Genomic DNA, 14,761 nt, shown 5'->3' on the forward strand with positions numbered 1-14,761 from the left:
ATCACCCCAAAAATCACCGGGGAATTTTTATAATGTTTCCAATAAGGCCGCCGTAATGCCAGGACCGTAACGATTATGTCCGGTAAGCAGCGCGGACAATTATTTGTCCGTCAGAGCAACAATGCCGGGCAGTGCTTTGCCTTCCATGAATTCGAGCGATGCACCGCCGCCGGTGGAGACATGACTCATTTTATTGGCGAGACCGGATTTGTTCACCGCCGCAACACTGTCGCCGCCGCCGATAATGCTGATGCTGCCGGAGTCGGCCACTGCCCGGCAGACTGCAAATGTGCCTTTAGCAAACGGTTCCATTTCAAAGCAGCCCATCGGACCGTTCCAGACAACGGTTTTGGCGCCCAAAATTTCGGCGCTGTACTGCGCGATGGTTTTTGGGCCGATATCGAGCGCCATCCAGCCGTCATCAATGTTTTCGCCGACAATTCTGGTGTTCGCCGCAGCGTCAAATTTATCTGCTTCAACATTATCGACCGGCAGCATCAGTTTCACGCCTTTAGCTTCGGCCCGTTGCAGGATCTCTTTCGCCATTTCAACGCGGTCTTCTTCAACGAGCGAATTGCCGACGTTAAACCCTTTGGCTTTGTAGAAAGTGTACGCCATGCCGCCGCCGATCAAAATTGCATCGCACTTGTCCAACAGATTCGTGACCACATCAATCTTACCGGAAATTTTTGCACCGCCGATAATGGCTACAAACGGACGCTGCGGATTTTCGAGCGCTTTGCCGAGATATTCAATTTCCTTTTCGAGCAGAAAACCGGCGGCGTTCTGTTTGAAATATTTGGTGACCACCGCCATAGATGCGTGTGCACGGTGCGCGGTGCCGAATGCGTCGTCCACATAAACATCGCCGTAGCCGGCGAGTTCTTTAGCAAATGCGTCCTGTTTTACTTTCATATCCGCTTTGGCAGCAGCTTTTTCTGCATCCGTTGCGCCGTCGGCGAGTTTTACCTTACCCTCTTCTTCCGGATAAAAGCGGAGATTTTCAAGCACAATGATTTCACTGGGCTTTACGGCATCCACCAGTGCTTTAACCTCCGGGCCGACCACATCCGGCGCCAGTGTTACGTTGGCATTTACCAGTTCGGCGAGACGGTCTGCCGCCGGCTTTAATGAAAACTCAGGATTTTTCTGACCTTTCGGACGTCCGCAGTGACTCATCAGCACCAGCGAGCCGCCGTTATCGAGCACATAGTTAATTGACGGCAGCGCCGCCGTAATGCGCGTATCGTCCGTCACCCGGCCGTCTTTCACCGGCACATTAAAATCGACACGCATCAGCACGCGTTTACCTTTCACATCCAGATCTTTCAGCATCAGCTTATTCATTGCGGCTCCTTTCCAGAGTTAAATTGATGCCGGACTATAAAGAATGCGGTTCGGCACGAACAAGCCCAGACTGATAAAAAGGCATTATTAAATGCATATCCCGGCGCCGGTAGATTTTTTTCCGTTTTATTTTTTTGACTCCGGTGGTACCGCCGTTCAGAAAAACCGGCGGCAATTCCGGTGCGGCAGAATTCCTTTCAAACAATTTTATTTAAATCGATGAGCGAGGGTGTTAAACAAAATACTGAATGAATATCGCGATCGTGGTGTAAATATTAGTGTTATGGGAAAGTTATGATTAAAACAGGTCTTTGTTCGATTACATTCCGGCAGCTTGCTGCCGAACAGATTATTGATTTAGTGAAACAGGCCGGGCTTGATGCGATTGAGTGGGGCGGTGATATACATGTGCCGCCGGGAAATATTGCCACTGCCGAACAGGTCGGACAAATGACGCGCGATGCCGGGCTGGCTGTTTCTTCTTACGGCTCTTATTACAAAATTCTGGACGGGCAGGGCGGTGCACAGGATTTTGCGCCGGTGCTTGAAAGCGCGGTGGCGTTAAAGACCGATCTGATTCGTATCTGGGCGGGAAGCCTGCCGCCGGAAAAAACAGATGCAGCCTGTCGCCGGAAACTGATTGGTGAATGTCTGAAAGCGGCCGATGCGGCGGCGCAGGCAAATGTGCGGCTGGCGTTTGAGTTCCATAATAACACACTGACCCAAACCAATGAGTCTGCTGAGCAGCTGCTTCAGGATATCAACCATCCGGCGGTGTGTATCTATTGGCAGCCAATCTACTGGGGACCGGATATGCAATACCGGCTGCAGGGGCTGCATGCGCTGAAAGACAGCATTGCTAATCTGCATGTATTTTACTGGCTGTATGATTCAATGAAAGAAAGCTGGAACAACAGGGTCGACCGCCGGCCGTTGAACGAAGGCGCTGCAGACTGGAAAGAATATTTTTCTATTCTGTTTCCCAGCGGGGATCATTATGCACTACTTGAATTTGTGCGTCATGATGATCCGGTGCAGTTTCTCAAAGACGCAGAAGTTTTGCGGAGCTGGGTAAAATAAAGTATATTTTGTTTAAGGGAATTTTCGGCAGCTATAAATTTAACGTAGTCAGTATTCATTAAAAGATAACGAGGAAAAAAAGTGAGATGGAGGATGGATGCCGGTCCCGGCAGATGTAGAAGGCGAAATTACTCTTCATCCACGTAAAAAACTCCGGTGTATTTTCTTCTCTCCCTGCTTAATTTCTTATCCGTTGATATCTGCGCTATCGGCAGGTTAAATTAATGAATACAAGTCAGATTAATTTCATATTAATCATTCATTCTCGCCGCCTGTTGTAAGGCGGCGTCGGCAATAACCAGAGCGGCCATCGCTTCTACCACCGGAACGGCACGCGGGACCACACACGGATCATGCCGGCCTTTTATTTTGAGGATTACCGGGCAACCTTCAAGCGAAACACTTTCCTGCGGACGCGCAATGGTTGCCACCGGTTTGAATGCAATGCGAAAGACAACCGGTTCGCCGTTAGAAATTCCTCCTTGGATGCCGCCGCTGAAATTGGTTTTAGTTCCCATATGCCCGTTTTTTATTACAAACAAATCATTATGTTCTGATCCATGCATCGCCGCGCCGGAAAAACCGGAGCCGATCTCAAACCCTTTTACCGCCGGAATCGACAACATAGCCTGCGCGAGTTTTGCATCCAGTTTATCAAATACCGGTTCGCCAAACCCAGCGGGAAGTCCACGGCAGATACAAGTGATAATCCCGCCGACCGAGTCGAGCATTGTTTTCGCCGCCTCAATTTCATCCACCATTTTGCCGGCGGCAGCGAAATCCGGACAGCGGACATTATTCACATCCACCATTCTGCGCGTCAGCGTGTTTACATCCACTTCCGGTGCCGGAATTTTTCCGACAGCGCTGACGTATGCAACGATTGATAGATCTTTGAAATTCATTTGCAGCCATTTTTCTGCGACCGCACCGGCGGCAACGCGCCCCACCGTTTCGCGCGCGCTGGCACGTCCACCGCCGCTGCGGGAAATCGCACCGTATTTTGCAAAATAGGTGAAATCGGCATGCGATGGACGCGGTGTAAATTCAATGGTTTCATAATCTGCCGGGCGTTGATCGGTGTTATTCACGCACAGCATGATCGGCGTTCCCAGCGTTTTGCCGTTTTCTGTACCGGAAAGGATTGTTACCCGGTCTTTTTCATTCCGCTGCGTTGTCAACATACTCTGTCCCGGCCGCCGCCGGTTGAGCTGCGGTTGAATATCCATTTCTGTCAGCGGCATATTGGCCGGACAGCCGTCAATAATTGCGCCGACAGCCTTGCCGTGCGATTCGCCAAATGTGGTTACCTTAAAAAGAGTTCCGAAACTACTGCTCATGACTCCGGTTTATATATGGAAAAGAGGGAATATAAAAGAACGGAATGAAACGAAGCGGCTGAATATAACACTGTCCGGCAAATCATTTCAAAACTCCAGCCGGACACTTGCTTTTACAATTCACCTCGATTTTCTGCCAATAAATCTTCAGGAAACGTCACTTGACCTGTGGCGGGGGTTGCAGTAACATGTACGGTCACAGTTGGTCTCTGGTTAGAGAGTGGGTTTCCAGCCCGCTCTTTTTTTGACTGGAAGCCGGATGAGCAGTTTTTTGAAATCGGGAGAGAATGATGAACAACGAACTGAATGCCGTTGTAGAGTATATGGAGCGCGAGCGCGGAGTGGATCGCGAGACAATCATCGAAGCGATCGAATCCGCATTGCAGAATGTTGCGAACAAAAATCTCTCTGATGCCGAAAGCCTTTGCGTCCGGATCGATCGTAACACTCTTGATATTAAAGCTTTTGCAAGCAAAAAAGTCGTTATTGCTGTTGACGACCGGTATAACGAAGTCAGTCTGGCAGAAGCACGCCGCATCGACCCGAATGCCCAGCTTGATGAAATGATTGAGGTTGAATCGACTCCGCGCAATTTCGGACGCATCGCCGCGCAGACAGCGAAACAGACCATCCTGCAGCGGATCCGTCAGGCGGAAAAATCCCGTATCTTCGACGATTATAAAGATCGCGTCGGTGAAATCGTCACTGGAACTGTCCGGCGGTTTGAGCGCAGCAATGTAATTGTTGATTTGGATCACGGCGCCGAAGGCGTAATGCCTTCCAAAGAGCGCGTTCCGACAGAAGAATATGAAGTCGGCGAGCGGATTCGTGCCTATATTCTTTCCATCAAGGAACGTGAATCCGGTCCGGAGATTGTGCTTTCCCGCGCGCATCCCGATTTTGTCCGCCGGCTGTTTGAACTGGAGGTTTCTGAAATCGCAGACGGTACAATGGAAATTCGCGGTATCTCGCGTGAAGCCGGCTATCGCAGTAAAGTTGCGGTGGTTTCGCATGACGAACGGGTTGACCCCGTCGGCGCCTGCGTTGGTGTGCGCGGTATGCGTGTAAAAAATATTGTGCGCGAACTGAACGGTGAAAAAATTGATATTGTCCGCTGGAGCGATGACATAAAAACGCTGGTGATCAATGCGTTAGCGCCGGCAAAACTGAAAACAGTTGAAATAGATGAGCCGACGCACTCCGTCACTGTCACGGTCGATGCAGATCAGCTTTCGCTTGCCATCGGAAAACGTGGACAAAACGCCCGCCTAACCTCAAAGCTGATCGGCTGGCGTGTTGACATTCATAAAGACGAAGAGGATATGAATTTTGAGGAACGCGTTGCGGCGGCGGTTTCCGGCCTGGCCGCGATTGAAGGCATCGGTGAAGAATGGGCGGAGAAACTGGTTTACGCCGGATTCCTGACCATTGAAGGTATCCTGGCTGCCGAGCTTTCCGACCTCGAAGAAATCGAAGGAATTACTTCTGAACAGGCGCAGGCTTTCTGGAGCGCTGCGGAAAAAGCCTATACGGCCAAACACGGTGAAATTACAGAATGAAAGTTCATGACCTTGCTGCGGACCTCGACGTAAGCGTTGAGGAACTGCTTGAAATTTTAAGCGACGTCGAAATTCAAGCCGACAACAGCGACAGTATTCTTTCCACGAAAGAAGTTGCCGTTGTCTGTGATGAGCTCGGCTTTGCATCCATCGAAGAAGCGCGCGCGGCAACTGCTGCTAAAAAAGCGCCGGAAGAAAAACCGGTTGCAGTCGCTACGGCCGCGCCGGAACCCGAAACTGAACCGGTAACAGAAGAAAAAGCACCGGAACCTGCGCCGGCGGAAGACACGCCGGCAGGCCCCGAGGAGCTCTCAACGGAAATTATTTTTCCGAAACCGCAGGTCGCTGTAAAAGAACTGGCAGAAAAACTCGGAATGAAGCCGAATCAGCTGATCGCCGAGTTGATGCGAATGAATATTTTTGCGTCGATCAATCAGGATATAGATATCAAAATCGCCGAAAAAATTGGCGAAAAGCGTGGCTTTACAGTTGAACACAGGAAAAAAGAGAAAGCGCCCGTTCAACCGGCGGAAACTGCTGCGTCAAAGAAAAAAACCGCGCCGGCACCGGGAGAAAGAGACCGTCCGGAAGATTTAGAAATTCGTCCGCCGATTGTCACCTTCATGGGACACGTCGACCACGGAAAAACATCTTTGATTGATCGCATCCGCAATACAAAAGTTGTCACCGGCGAATCCGGTGGCATTACCCAGCACATCGGTGCATATACCGTTGATATGGATGCGCGGCAGATTACGATTCTCGACACGCCCGGTCATGCAGCATTCACTGCCATGCGCGCGCGCGGTGCAAATCTGACGGATATCGCCATCCTTGTGGTTGCATCCGACGACGGCGTTATGCCGCAGACCATCGAAGCCATCAAACACGCAAAAGCCGCCGGTGTTTGTATTATTGTAGCGATGAATAAAATGGATCTGCCGGCTGCAAATCCGGATCGTATTAAACAGCAGTTGAACGAAAACGGAATTATGGTGGAAGATTGGGGCGGCAGTGTCGGCTGCGTACCGGTCAGTGCTGCCACCGGTGATGGAATCGACGGACTGCTTGAGCGCATCATTCTGGAAGCAGAAATGCTCGAGCTTAAAGCCAATCCGCGTAAAACCGCGGCGGGTTATGTCATCGAAGCGCAAATGGAGCCCGGCATGGGACCGACCGCCACACTGCTTGTGCGCGACGGTACACTGAAAGTCGGTGACAACGTTATTTGCGGCGCCTACTGGGGGCGTATCAAAGCGCTGATCAATGATCAGGGTAATAAAGTACGTACCGCCGGTCCATCGTACGCCGTAAAATGTCTTGGCTTAACCGGCGTGCCGAACGCCGGTGATGAATTTTCCGTTTGCGTTTCTGATAAGGAAGCTAAAGAACTTTCTGAAACCATGCTCTCGGAAATCAAAGCCAATGATCTGAATCAGTCTGCTGTACGCAATAAACTTTCACTCGATGATTTGTTCAATCAGGCCGGTATGGGCGAGATTAAAGAACTGCCGCTCATTATTAAATGCGATGTCCAGGGTTCGGTTGAAGCAATTGAACACTCACTTGGAAGCATTAAAAGTGATAAAGTGAAACTGAAAATTCTTGTTGCCGACGTTGGCAATATCACGATCAACGACGTCATGCTTGCAAGCGCCTCCAACGCCATTATTCTCGGTTTTCACGTTGCCAAAGAAAACGGCATTACTGCTGCCTCAAAACGCGAAAACGTTGAAATCCGTCTTTACAGCATCATCTATGAACTGCTCGAAGAAGTTGAAGCGGCGATGAGTGGACTGCTCGAACCCGAACTGCGCGAAACGTGGCTCGGCAAAGCTGAGATCCGGCAGGTTTTCGAAATGGGTAAACGCAATAAAATCGCCGGCTGTATGGTGGTTGAAGGCAAAATTACGGCGCGCGCCAGTATTCGCATTAAACGCGGCAGCGATGTTATGTATAAAGGAACCATCGGATCACTTAAACGCTTCCAGAATGATGCTGCCGAAGTGCGCGACGGACAGGAATGCGGAATCCGCCCTGATAACTTCACCGACTTTGAAGAAGGTGATATCATCGAAGCCTATACCGTCGAAAAAATTGCGCAGAAACTGTGACTAATACACTTTACCTTAAAAGTGGTTTTTCTTTCGTGACAGAATAGGCGGCACATTTTTTCTGTTTCACATTGATGCTCCTTCTGTCGATTTTAGTGATTTTGTCGGGTGCTGATTTGACATTCATAAAGAGCTTAGAAAGCAGGATTTCGGGTGCCGTTACAATTCAGTACAGTGAGTGTACAAACGTACTGTTTTGCTCTTTGCGATTATCTGGGAGATGGAAATGCCTTGCAACGGGCCTTGAACGCAACGCTCTACTGATCGGTTAACCGAGTCTTTGGGATGATGGTGACACTCCTCGGTATTTACGATAAAGCCGGGAAAAATACAGCGGATCGGTAAATCCCATCTGCTCAGCTATTTCCTTGATCGGAATTTGCGGAAAAATTTTAAGTAAACGATCTGCTTCATTGAGCTTGCATTCGATTTGGAATTGACGAAATCCCTTCCCGGTAAGTGTCTTGAAAAGCTGGAAAAGACTGGATGGACTTCGCCCGATAGATGTGGCTGCTTCTTGAATGGTTAATGTTTCTGCCGGATTATTCTGAATTCGATCAATCAACGGTTGGATTAAATCAAAATCTTTCATAGTAATTAGATAATGGGTAATTATATAGTCCGCCATTAACTGAAGTATCTGGAGTATACTGTCGGCTTGTTGTTGTGAATAAATCGGTGTTTTTTCGTAATACTGCTGTAATCTGCGATAAAAGCCAGGTGATTTCGGATTCCAATCCTTTGAAATTGAAAAAGTGTTTTTCCCTAATATCCGGAACTGTCCAATCATAATAAAGCCAATAGTCCGGTCGCCTAGTGTTACCGGCAAAATAGCTTCTGTCAGTTGACCATGACAGGTATAACAGATACATTTATTCTGCAGTAAAACTTGTTTAAACATTTTGCGATTCTGGGCATCGCATTGTCCCTCCGAAGCAGTCCAAAGCAGTTGACAATATTTACTGGATGGGCAGTCAAGTCCGGCGCAAACGACTTCTCCATCCAGTGAATAAAATGTGGTTCGGAAATGAAGTAATGACGAAAAATGTCCAAGCAACTGTCTGGCCTTGGGTTGCAACAAATATTCAATCTGAAATGAAGATGTTTTCATTTGATTATGCATTAAATTAATACAATGACATAATTTTGTCCATATTTATTATCAATCAGTCTATTTACGGAATAACACTGCTGTGATTTAGTTTATGTCAGAACAATCGACTTAGGAGTCTGTTAATCTCTTAATCGGGTGATTATGAGAAACTGGACGGTCGAAAAACAGAAACAGGAGGTATATGATGAGAAAAAGAGGGTTAATCGTTCTATTGGCACTGCTGACAAAATTTGCAGGTGCATCAATTATCTATCAGGATGACTTCAGCGGGTCACGTGATGATCGTCTGCATGGTGCAGCGCCGGATGTCCGTCCGGGCAGTGAGGTCTGGGCTACAGATAACAGGAACTTTGATTACAGCTGGAAAGCGGATGGGTGGGTTAACGCAAGTAATGCTACAGCAAACAGTTCCGCCGCGCTTCCTTTTACATTGGAATCTGGCATGATTTATCAATTAACAGCCGAGTTTACAATGGGAGCAATCGATACCGCAAACACTGCATGGTGCGGCATTTCTTTTTGCACACGCGGTGATGAACTGGAATATGCGCCGGACAGAAATAGTTTTTTACGGTTTTATGCTCAGCTCAACGGTGATGTCACGGCTGTATCGGACAGCGGTACTAAAAGACAAAGACTTTATACCGGAGGAGATGTCACTCTTTCAATTATTCTTAATACAATCGGTACGGATTGGTCTGTGCAATATTTTTTCAATGATACTCTCTATGAGAGCAAAACAATCACTGCTGCCGCGACAGCGGGAACAGAGCTATACATCAAATTCGGCCATTACAGGCAGGTCGGGGAGGCGACGATCAATAACTTTACTTTTGAAGCAATACCTGAACCTAGTAGCGTAACCCTGTTTTTGATTTCTTCGATGGGGTTTGTTTGTTTCCGTCGGCGGAATCTGCGCTAGTATCCTGCCGGAAAAGAAAATCTCTGCATAATGTGCAGAGATTTTCTTTTCAATACAGCATTTAATACAGAAATAAGGAGATGAAAATGAAAAAAACGGGATTAATAGTTCTATTGGTATTGCTGGTAAAATTTGTAAATGCATCAGTCATCTATCAGGATGACTTCAATGGGCCGCGAAAGGAACTCCTGAATGGCGCAGCGCCGGATGTCCGTCCGGGCAGCGAGGTCTGGGCTACAGATAACAGGAACTTTGATTACAGTTGGAAACGGAATGGATCGGCATACGGGAACAGCCCAGCAAACAGTTCCGCTGCTCTTCCGTTCACTGTAGAGACCGGAAAAATTTATACATTAACAGCGGATTTTACATTAGAAAACTTTAACCCTTCGAATCCGGGATGGGCTGGTATTTCTTTTTGTACAAGTGGTGACCAACTGGAATATGCCCCGGACAAGAATAGTTTTGCACGGCTTTATGCTCAACGCAATGGCAATGTCACAGCAGCCCAGTCGGGATGGCATGAAAGAGCCAGCTTGTTTAGTGGAGGAGATGTTAAGCTTTCGATCGTCCTCAAAACAACTGGAGAACAGTGGGATTTGGAATACTGGTTGGATGGAAGCCTTTTTGCCAGTAGCGCGGTGTCCGCGATTGCAGAATCCGGTTCGACTTTATATATCAAATTTGGTCTTTACAGAACAGTGGGGAAAGTCAGCTGTAAAAATCTGGTACTGAGTGTAGACGGGCTCTAATTTTAAAGTACCGCTTAAACAAGACTTAAACTGTAGTTTTTGCGAATATACTCTTTCAGTGACATTTCTGTATCACTGAAAGAGTAATATTATTTCCGAATTTTTATAACAACCTAAAGCGTTTGTTCAAACACGCATTGAATCGGCTTAGATAATCTATACTGGATGCTTATTTTATTACAGCTCCTTCCGGAACTGATTCCATCCTTCTGCTCTTAATGATCAACATATGTCTAATTATCTTCTCATCAATGTCATTATCACCGGTGAAGCAGCTCGGTAACCATACAATGTTTTCGGTCTAATAAATTTAATAAATCTTTGACGGGGATCTAAGCTCTAGACACATAGATACCGATGATTGGTTTTTCAGCTGTCATTGTACTTGGGATGTCGTATTCCGGCGGCATAACTATCACCATGTTCATATTTCGAGTGCATTCATCTACGATTGAATCCTTGATGCTCTGCTGCGATTGCGTAAATGGGAATGATTTTTCTGTCAAATAGCTGCATCAATTCTATAAAATAAACAGATTTTGCCGAAAAAGTAAAATGGAATTTTATTTCGTTTGAATACGAGCACTGCACTCAGATTAATATTTATTGGCAATATGAGTTACAAATTTTCAGTACTGATTGATTTGATAAAATAAACATTAATTTGTCCATGTTTATTATCAATCGGTCTATTTACGGAATAATTTTAATTATGGTCTATTAGCAGAATAATTTCTTAATGATGTGAGCACCAAAAAAAGCATGTAAATAAAAAGGAAATAAATGATGAATTTAAATTATAAGCAAGGAATAATATTTTTGGCGATTTTACTGAGCGGTCTATATGCTGTTTCAGATGTTTTTCAAAAGAAACAAATCCGGACGGACCATCCACGATTGTTTTTTAATGCCGACACATTACCGGCGGTAATTAGTCGTGCGCTTAATGAGGAAAAAGCGTGGTATAGACATTATGTAAAAAACCGGGCAGTCAGGCTTCTTAACGAAAAAGAACTACCAAGCATAAGAGACAGAGGTGATGCTGTTGGTGGTCACTATGATTACGGGATGCAGGCTGCCTGGTCTGCATTTACCTATCTGGTGGAGGAAGACGCAACCTATCTGGCACTTGCACAGAAATGTATTGAAACGAGTCTCGACTTTTATGAACTGTGCTATAGCAAACAGGAGGAAGTCAGCTGGCGTTCCTGCTCCCGGACTCATTTGGTTATGGCGATTGACTGGCTCTGGAACGATCTCTCTGAAGCAGACCGGCTCGAATATCTGGCCCGGTTAATTCGCGTTGTAAACAATGTAAAAACAGCAGATCCATGGATCGATCGTGAACATATGTCCAGCTATCAGGAGGGTATGTATGGAATCCTCGGTCTGATGTGGCCGATCGGTATTGTGGCATACGGATCTGGAGTGGAGACACAACTCATTGATGAATGGATCAACGAGGGTTGGACTGAAAATATGCGCATGATTGAACATCGCGGGAGTTATACGGGCGATGACGGAGGAGGCGCAGCACCGACGCTGGGTTACGTGGCCTGCTGGTATCCTTATGCCGAATGGAATTTTTATTACACCCTGTTATCTGCAACCGGCCTGGATATTCTTGACCAAATTCAATATAATGCATTGATGCCGAACTATGTTTTCTGGAATCTGCTTCCATCGCGTACGCTTCATGGTCCGGCGGAATACGGCTACGGTGATTCATATCATATGAACGGGAATCGCACATCGAGCCGTGATTTTTTGTATACTAATATGTCGGTCATTGAAGATTTATTTGGTCAAAAATATCCGGATACCGCGACTCTGGCCAAGCATATTAAGCGAATGCTTCCGACAAATTTACAGCGATGGAGAAATGATTATTTTATTTATCCGTTTTTGTTGACGAACGATGTTAACTCGATTGATTCCGGCGATATTAACCGGCTTCCGAACGCACGCAATTTTGAAAAAATGGGACAGGTGTTTATGTGTTCCGGTTTTACCCCCGAAGATGTATACTGCCTGTTTGCGGCTGGCGGAGCTCTAAGACAGCATCGCCAATTTGATGCACTCAGCTTTATTATTTATTCAAACGACGGATTTCTGGCGATTGACAGCGGAGATCGGTATGGGGAAGTGGAACGAAACGCTCCTCACATTGCAAACTACTATTCACAAAGTGTTGCACATAATACAATCCTCATACATCAGCCGAACGAGCCGGTGACCAGCTATTTTGGCCATAAGGCATTGCAAATGGATGGCGGACAACATAATTTTACAGGCTCCCGACTGGAAGCTTTTGAAACCAATACCGATTATACATATGTCGCAGGCGATGGCACCGGTTGCTATTTTCATGGGGGCGATCTACCGGAAAAGGTCAGCCTGGTGACACGACAAATGATTTTTTTGCGGCCGAATTATTTTGTGATTTTCGACCGCGTTAACAGCACTCGTTCTGAATATCCAAAAACATGGTTATTGCATACAATCAATGAACCTCAACTATTTGACAGCGCATTCTATGTTGACCATGAGAAAAATCGTCTGTTTTGCCAGACCCTTCTGCCCGAAAAAGCCAAATTATCAATTGTTGGAGGTTCAGGGAAAGAATTTTGGTCGGCAGGTCGTAACTGGCCTTTACCTTTGACCGCCGCAGAAATGAAAAAACATGAAACGGCCGGGCGGTGGCGCGTTGAAGTTCGTCCTCGTAATAAACGAAACAACGATTACTTTCTGCACGTTTTACAGGTGACTGATCAGAATGTTGAAGAAATGAACGTTTCTGAATTATTACAAACAAAAGATCACTATGGAGTCAAGATAGAGATCGGTGACCGTTGCTGGAAACTTGCCTTCAACAGGAAAGGAATGCTTGGTGGAACAATTTCCTGTGAAGGGAATACAAATTTCATAAAAAAACTCACAAACGATATTCAGCTACAATCTGGAATCTTTTCATCAGAACCGTAATTCTTTAAAAAAATGTTATTATGAGAAGACAAATAAATGCGGCATTTTTTAACAACAATGTTATATGGGCAGAGAAGCAGGGGAGTCATATTATTGATTTGGTCTTTGGTTCAGACCGGCGTAAAACGCTAACAAAACTTGCAAATTTTTATCCTGAAATCATAACGTCTGAAAATTTTGAAAACCACACAGCAATTCTTCATGATCTGGAAATAATTTTTTCAACATGGGAAATGCCGGTACTGACGAGTGAACAGATAGCTCAAATGAAAAATCTCAAAGCAGTTTTTTACGCCGCTGGTGCCACACAGTATTTCCGAGAGCCATTTATAAAAGAGGGTGTGATTGTGTGTAGCGCTACTGCGGCCAATGCCGTTCCGGTTGCAGAATTTGCATTGGCTCAGATCCTGCTTGCCGGCGCCGGTTACTTTCGCAACAGTCGTGAATGTATTGACTATTGGCATACCCTGCAAGCCAATAACCACAAAGGATGCGGCAACTATGGGAATCGGGTGTCTATTTTGGGTAGCGGGACTATTTCCACTGTGTTGCAGGAATTTTTGAAATCTCATGCGCTGGATGTGGTAATTATTCCTTCACGCAAATATAATCGAACGATTTCACTCGAAGAAGCATTTGCTACATCGTTTGCTATAGTTAATCTTTTTCCTGACCGGGATGACAATGTCGGGATACTCAATGCCCCGTTGTTTCGCAGTATGATAAACAGCGCAGTATTTATCAATGTCGGCCGCGGACGACAGATCAATGAAGCTGACTTGATTGCTGTAATGGAAGAACGCCCGGATCTTACCGCATTACTGGACGTGCAATATCCAGAACCTCCGGCGAATGGATCAAAACTTTATATTTTACCCAATATTCAATTAAGTGGGCATATTGCCGGTGCAAAAAACTCAGAACTGATCAGGATGGCAGATTACATGATCGAAGATTTTATCAGGTTTATAAAAAAAGAACCGTTAAAATATCAAGTACAACCGTATCAGCTGTGAAATGGAGCGACAGGAAATCTATAAATTAATACTTGCCACAGAGATCGATGGATGAAAGGAAATTTTTACTTTGGAATACTCCCATTGAGCCTGCCTAACAATAATTATGATTTTTGCGGATGGGGCTGCCAAAATATTTTCTATGAAGTATAGATAATCGACAGAGGAAAAATGGATTTTTATAAAAAAAGGAATTTAATCTTACAAGCATTGCTCTTGTGTAGTACTCTATATGTTACAGGGTCCGAATCTTTTGGGGTGGAAATACGAAACGATCATCCACGTCTTTTTTTCAATGCGGATACGCTGCCCATTGTCATTCACCGAGCGCTCAATGAAGAAAATAAATGGTATAACGATTACGTTAAAATTCGTGCAGACAATCTCCTGTCTGAAACGAATTTGCCAAGCATAAGAGACAGAGGTGATGCTGTTGGTGGTCACTATGATTACGGGATGCAGGCTGCCTGGTCTGCATTTACCTATCTGGTGGAGGAAGACGCAACCTATCTGGCACTTGCACAGAAATGTA

At 45.9% G+C, this 14,761-nt stretch carries 11 protein-coding genes; 8 read left to right on the top strand and 3 right to left on the bottom strand.

From position 1 onward, the window contains the following. Nucleotides 1-99: 99 nt before the first annotated feature. A complete protein-coding gene (locus tag WC959_09685; protein ID MFA5689399.1) occupies nt 100-1,347 on the bottom strand; it encodes a phosphoglycerate kinase in 1,248 nt (415 codons plus the stop codon). A gap of 294 nt (nt 1,348-1,641) precedes the next feature. Between WC959_09685 and WC959_09690 the strand changes: the two genes are divergently transcribed. Next, nucleotides 1,642-2,427, top strand: coding sequence for a TIM barrel protein (locus tag WC959_09690; GenBank protein MFA5689400.1), 786 nt, complete (start codon nt 1,642-1,644; stop codon nt 2,425-2,427). A gap of 251 nt (nt 2,428-2,678) precedes the next feature. On the opposite strand, the gene aroC is transcribed toward WC959_09690, so the two are convergent. Beyond that, entirely contained in the window at nt 2,679-3,767 is a 1,089-nt protein-coding gene (aroC, locus tag WC959_09695; GenBank protein ID MFA5689401.1) for a chorismate synthase, read from the bottom strand. Between the two features lie 287 nt (nt 3,768-4,054). On the opposite strand from aroC, the gene nusA reads away from it, so the two are divergent. Next, nucleotides 4,055-5,326, top strand: a complete 1,272-nt coding sequence (nusA, locus tag WC959_09700) for a transcription termination factor NusA (GenBank protein MFA5689402.1) — start codon at nt 4,055-4,057, stop codon at nt 5,324-5,326. Continuing rightward, nucleotides 5,323-7,440, top strand: a complete 2,118-nt coding sequence (infB, locus tag WC959_09705; GenBank protein ID MFA5689403.1) for a translation initiation factor IF-2 — start codon at nt 5,323-5,325, stop codon at nt 7,438-7,440. The genes nusA and infB overlap by 4 nt, the downstream gene beginning before the upstream one ends. 268 nt (nt 7,441-7,708) lie before the next feature. Here the strand turns inward: infB and WC959_09710 are convergent, their stop codons facing one another. After that, on the bottom strand, nt 7,709-8,551 hold the full coding sequence (locus WC959_09710; protein ID MFA5689404.1) for a PocR ligand-binding domain-containing protein: 843 nt from the start codon (nt 8,549-8,551) through the stop codon (nt 7,709-7,711). A gap of 184 nt (nt 8,552-8,735) precedes the next feature. Between WC959_09710 and WC959_09715 the strand changes: the two genes are divergently transcribed. The 5 genes from WC959_09715 to WC959_09735 all read left to right on the top strand — a co-directional run. Next, nucleotides 8,736-9,476 (top strand): hypothetical protein, encoded by a 741-nt coding sequence (locus WC959_09715; GenBank protein ID MFA5689405.1) that lies wholly within the window; start codon nt 8,736-8,738, stop codon nt 9,474-9,476. A gap of 86 nt (nt 9,477-9,562) precedes the next feature. Beyond that, complete coding sequence (locus tag WC959_09720; GenBank protein ID MFA5689406.1) at nt 9,563-10,228, top strand: hypothetical protein; 666 nt, start codon at nt 9,563-9,565, stop codon at nt 10,226-10,228. A 783-nt stretch (nt 10,229-11,011) separates the two neighbouring features. Continuing rightward, on the top strand, nt 11,012-13,213 hold the full coding sequence (locus WC959_09725) for a heparinase II/III family protein (protein ID MFA5689407.1): 2,202 nt from the start codon (nt 11,012-11,014) through the stop codon (nt 13,211-13,213). A 20-nt stretch (nt 13,214-13,233) separates the two neighbouring features. Then, complete coding sequence (locus WC959_09730; GenBank protein ID MFA5689408.1) at nt 13,234-14,229, top strand: NAD(P)-dependent oxidoreductase; 996 nt, start codon at nt 13,234-13,236, stop codon at nt 14,227-14,229. A gap of 171 nt (nt 14,230-14,400) precedes the next feature. Then, a partial coding sequence (locus tag WC959_09735; protein MFA5689409.1) for a hypothetical protein occupies nt 14,401-14,761 on the top strand: 361 nt, incomplete at its 3' end.

It is taken from the genome of Kiritimatiellales bacterium, assembly GCA_041656295.1.
Classification (GTDB): Bacteria; Verrucomicrobiota; Kiritimatiellia; order Kiritimatiellales; family Tichowtungiaceae; genus Tichowtungia.

Excerpts from the sequence above, each read along its gene's own strand:
- WC959_09685 (MFA5689399.1), bottom strand. The coding sequence starts at position 1,347 with ATGAATAAGCTGATGCTGAAAGATCTGGATGTGAAAGGTAAACGCGTG.
- WC959_09690 (MFA5689400.1), top strand. The coding sequence starts at position 1,642 with ATGATTAAAACAGGTCTTTGTTCGATTACATTCCGGCAGCTTGCTGCC.
- aroC (MFA5689401.1), bottom strand. The coding sequence starts at position 3,767 with ATGAGCAGTAGTTTCGGAACTCTTTTTAAGGTAACCACATTTGGCGAA.
- nusA (MFA5689402.1), top strand. The coding sequence starts at position 4,055 with ATGATGAACAACGAACTGAATGCCGTTGTAGAGTATATGGAGCGCGAG.
- infB (MFA5689403.1), top strand. The coding sequence starts at position 5,323 with ATGAAAGTTCATGACCTTGCTGCGGACCTCGACGTAAGCGTTGAGGAA.
- WC959_09710 (MFA5689404.1), bottom strand. The coding sequence starts at position 8,551 with ATGAAAACATCTTCATTTCAGATTGAATATTTGTTGCAACCCAAGGCC.
- WC959_09715 (MFA5689405.1), top strand. The coding sequence starts at position 8,736 with ATGATGAGAAAAAGAGGGTTAATCGTTCTATTGGCACTGCTGACAAAA.
- WC959_09720 (MFA5689406.1), top strand. The coding sequence starts at position 9,563 with ATGAAAAAAACGGGATTAATAGTTCTATTGGTATTGCTGGTAAAATTT.
- WC959_09725 (MFA5689407.1), top strand. The coding sequence starts at position 11,012 with ATGATGAATTTAAATTATAAGCAAGGAATAATATTTTTGGCGATTTTA.
- WC959_09730 (MFA5689408.1), top strand. The coding sequence starts at position 13,234 with ATGAGAAGACAAATAAATGCGGCATTTTTTAACAACAATGTTATATGG.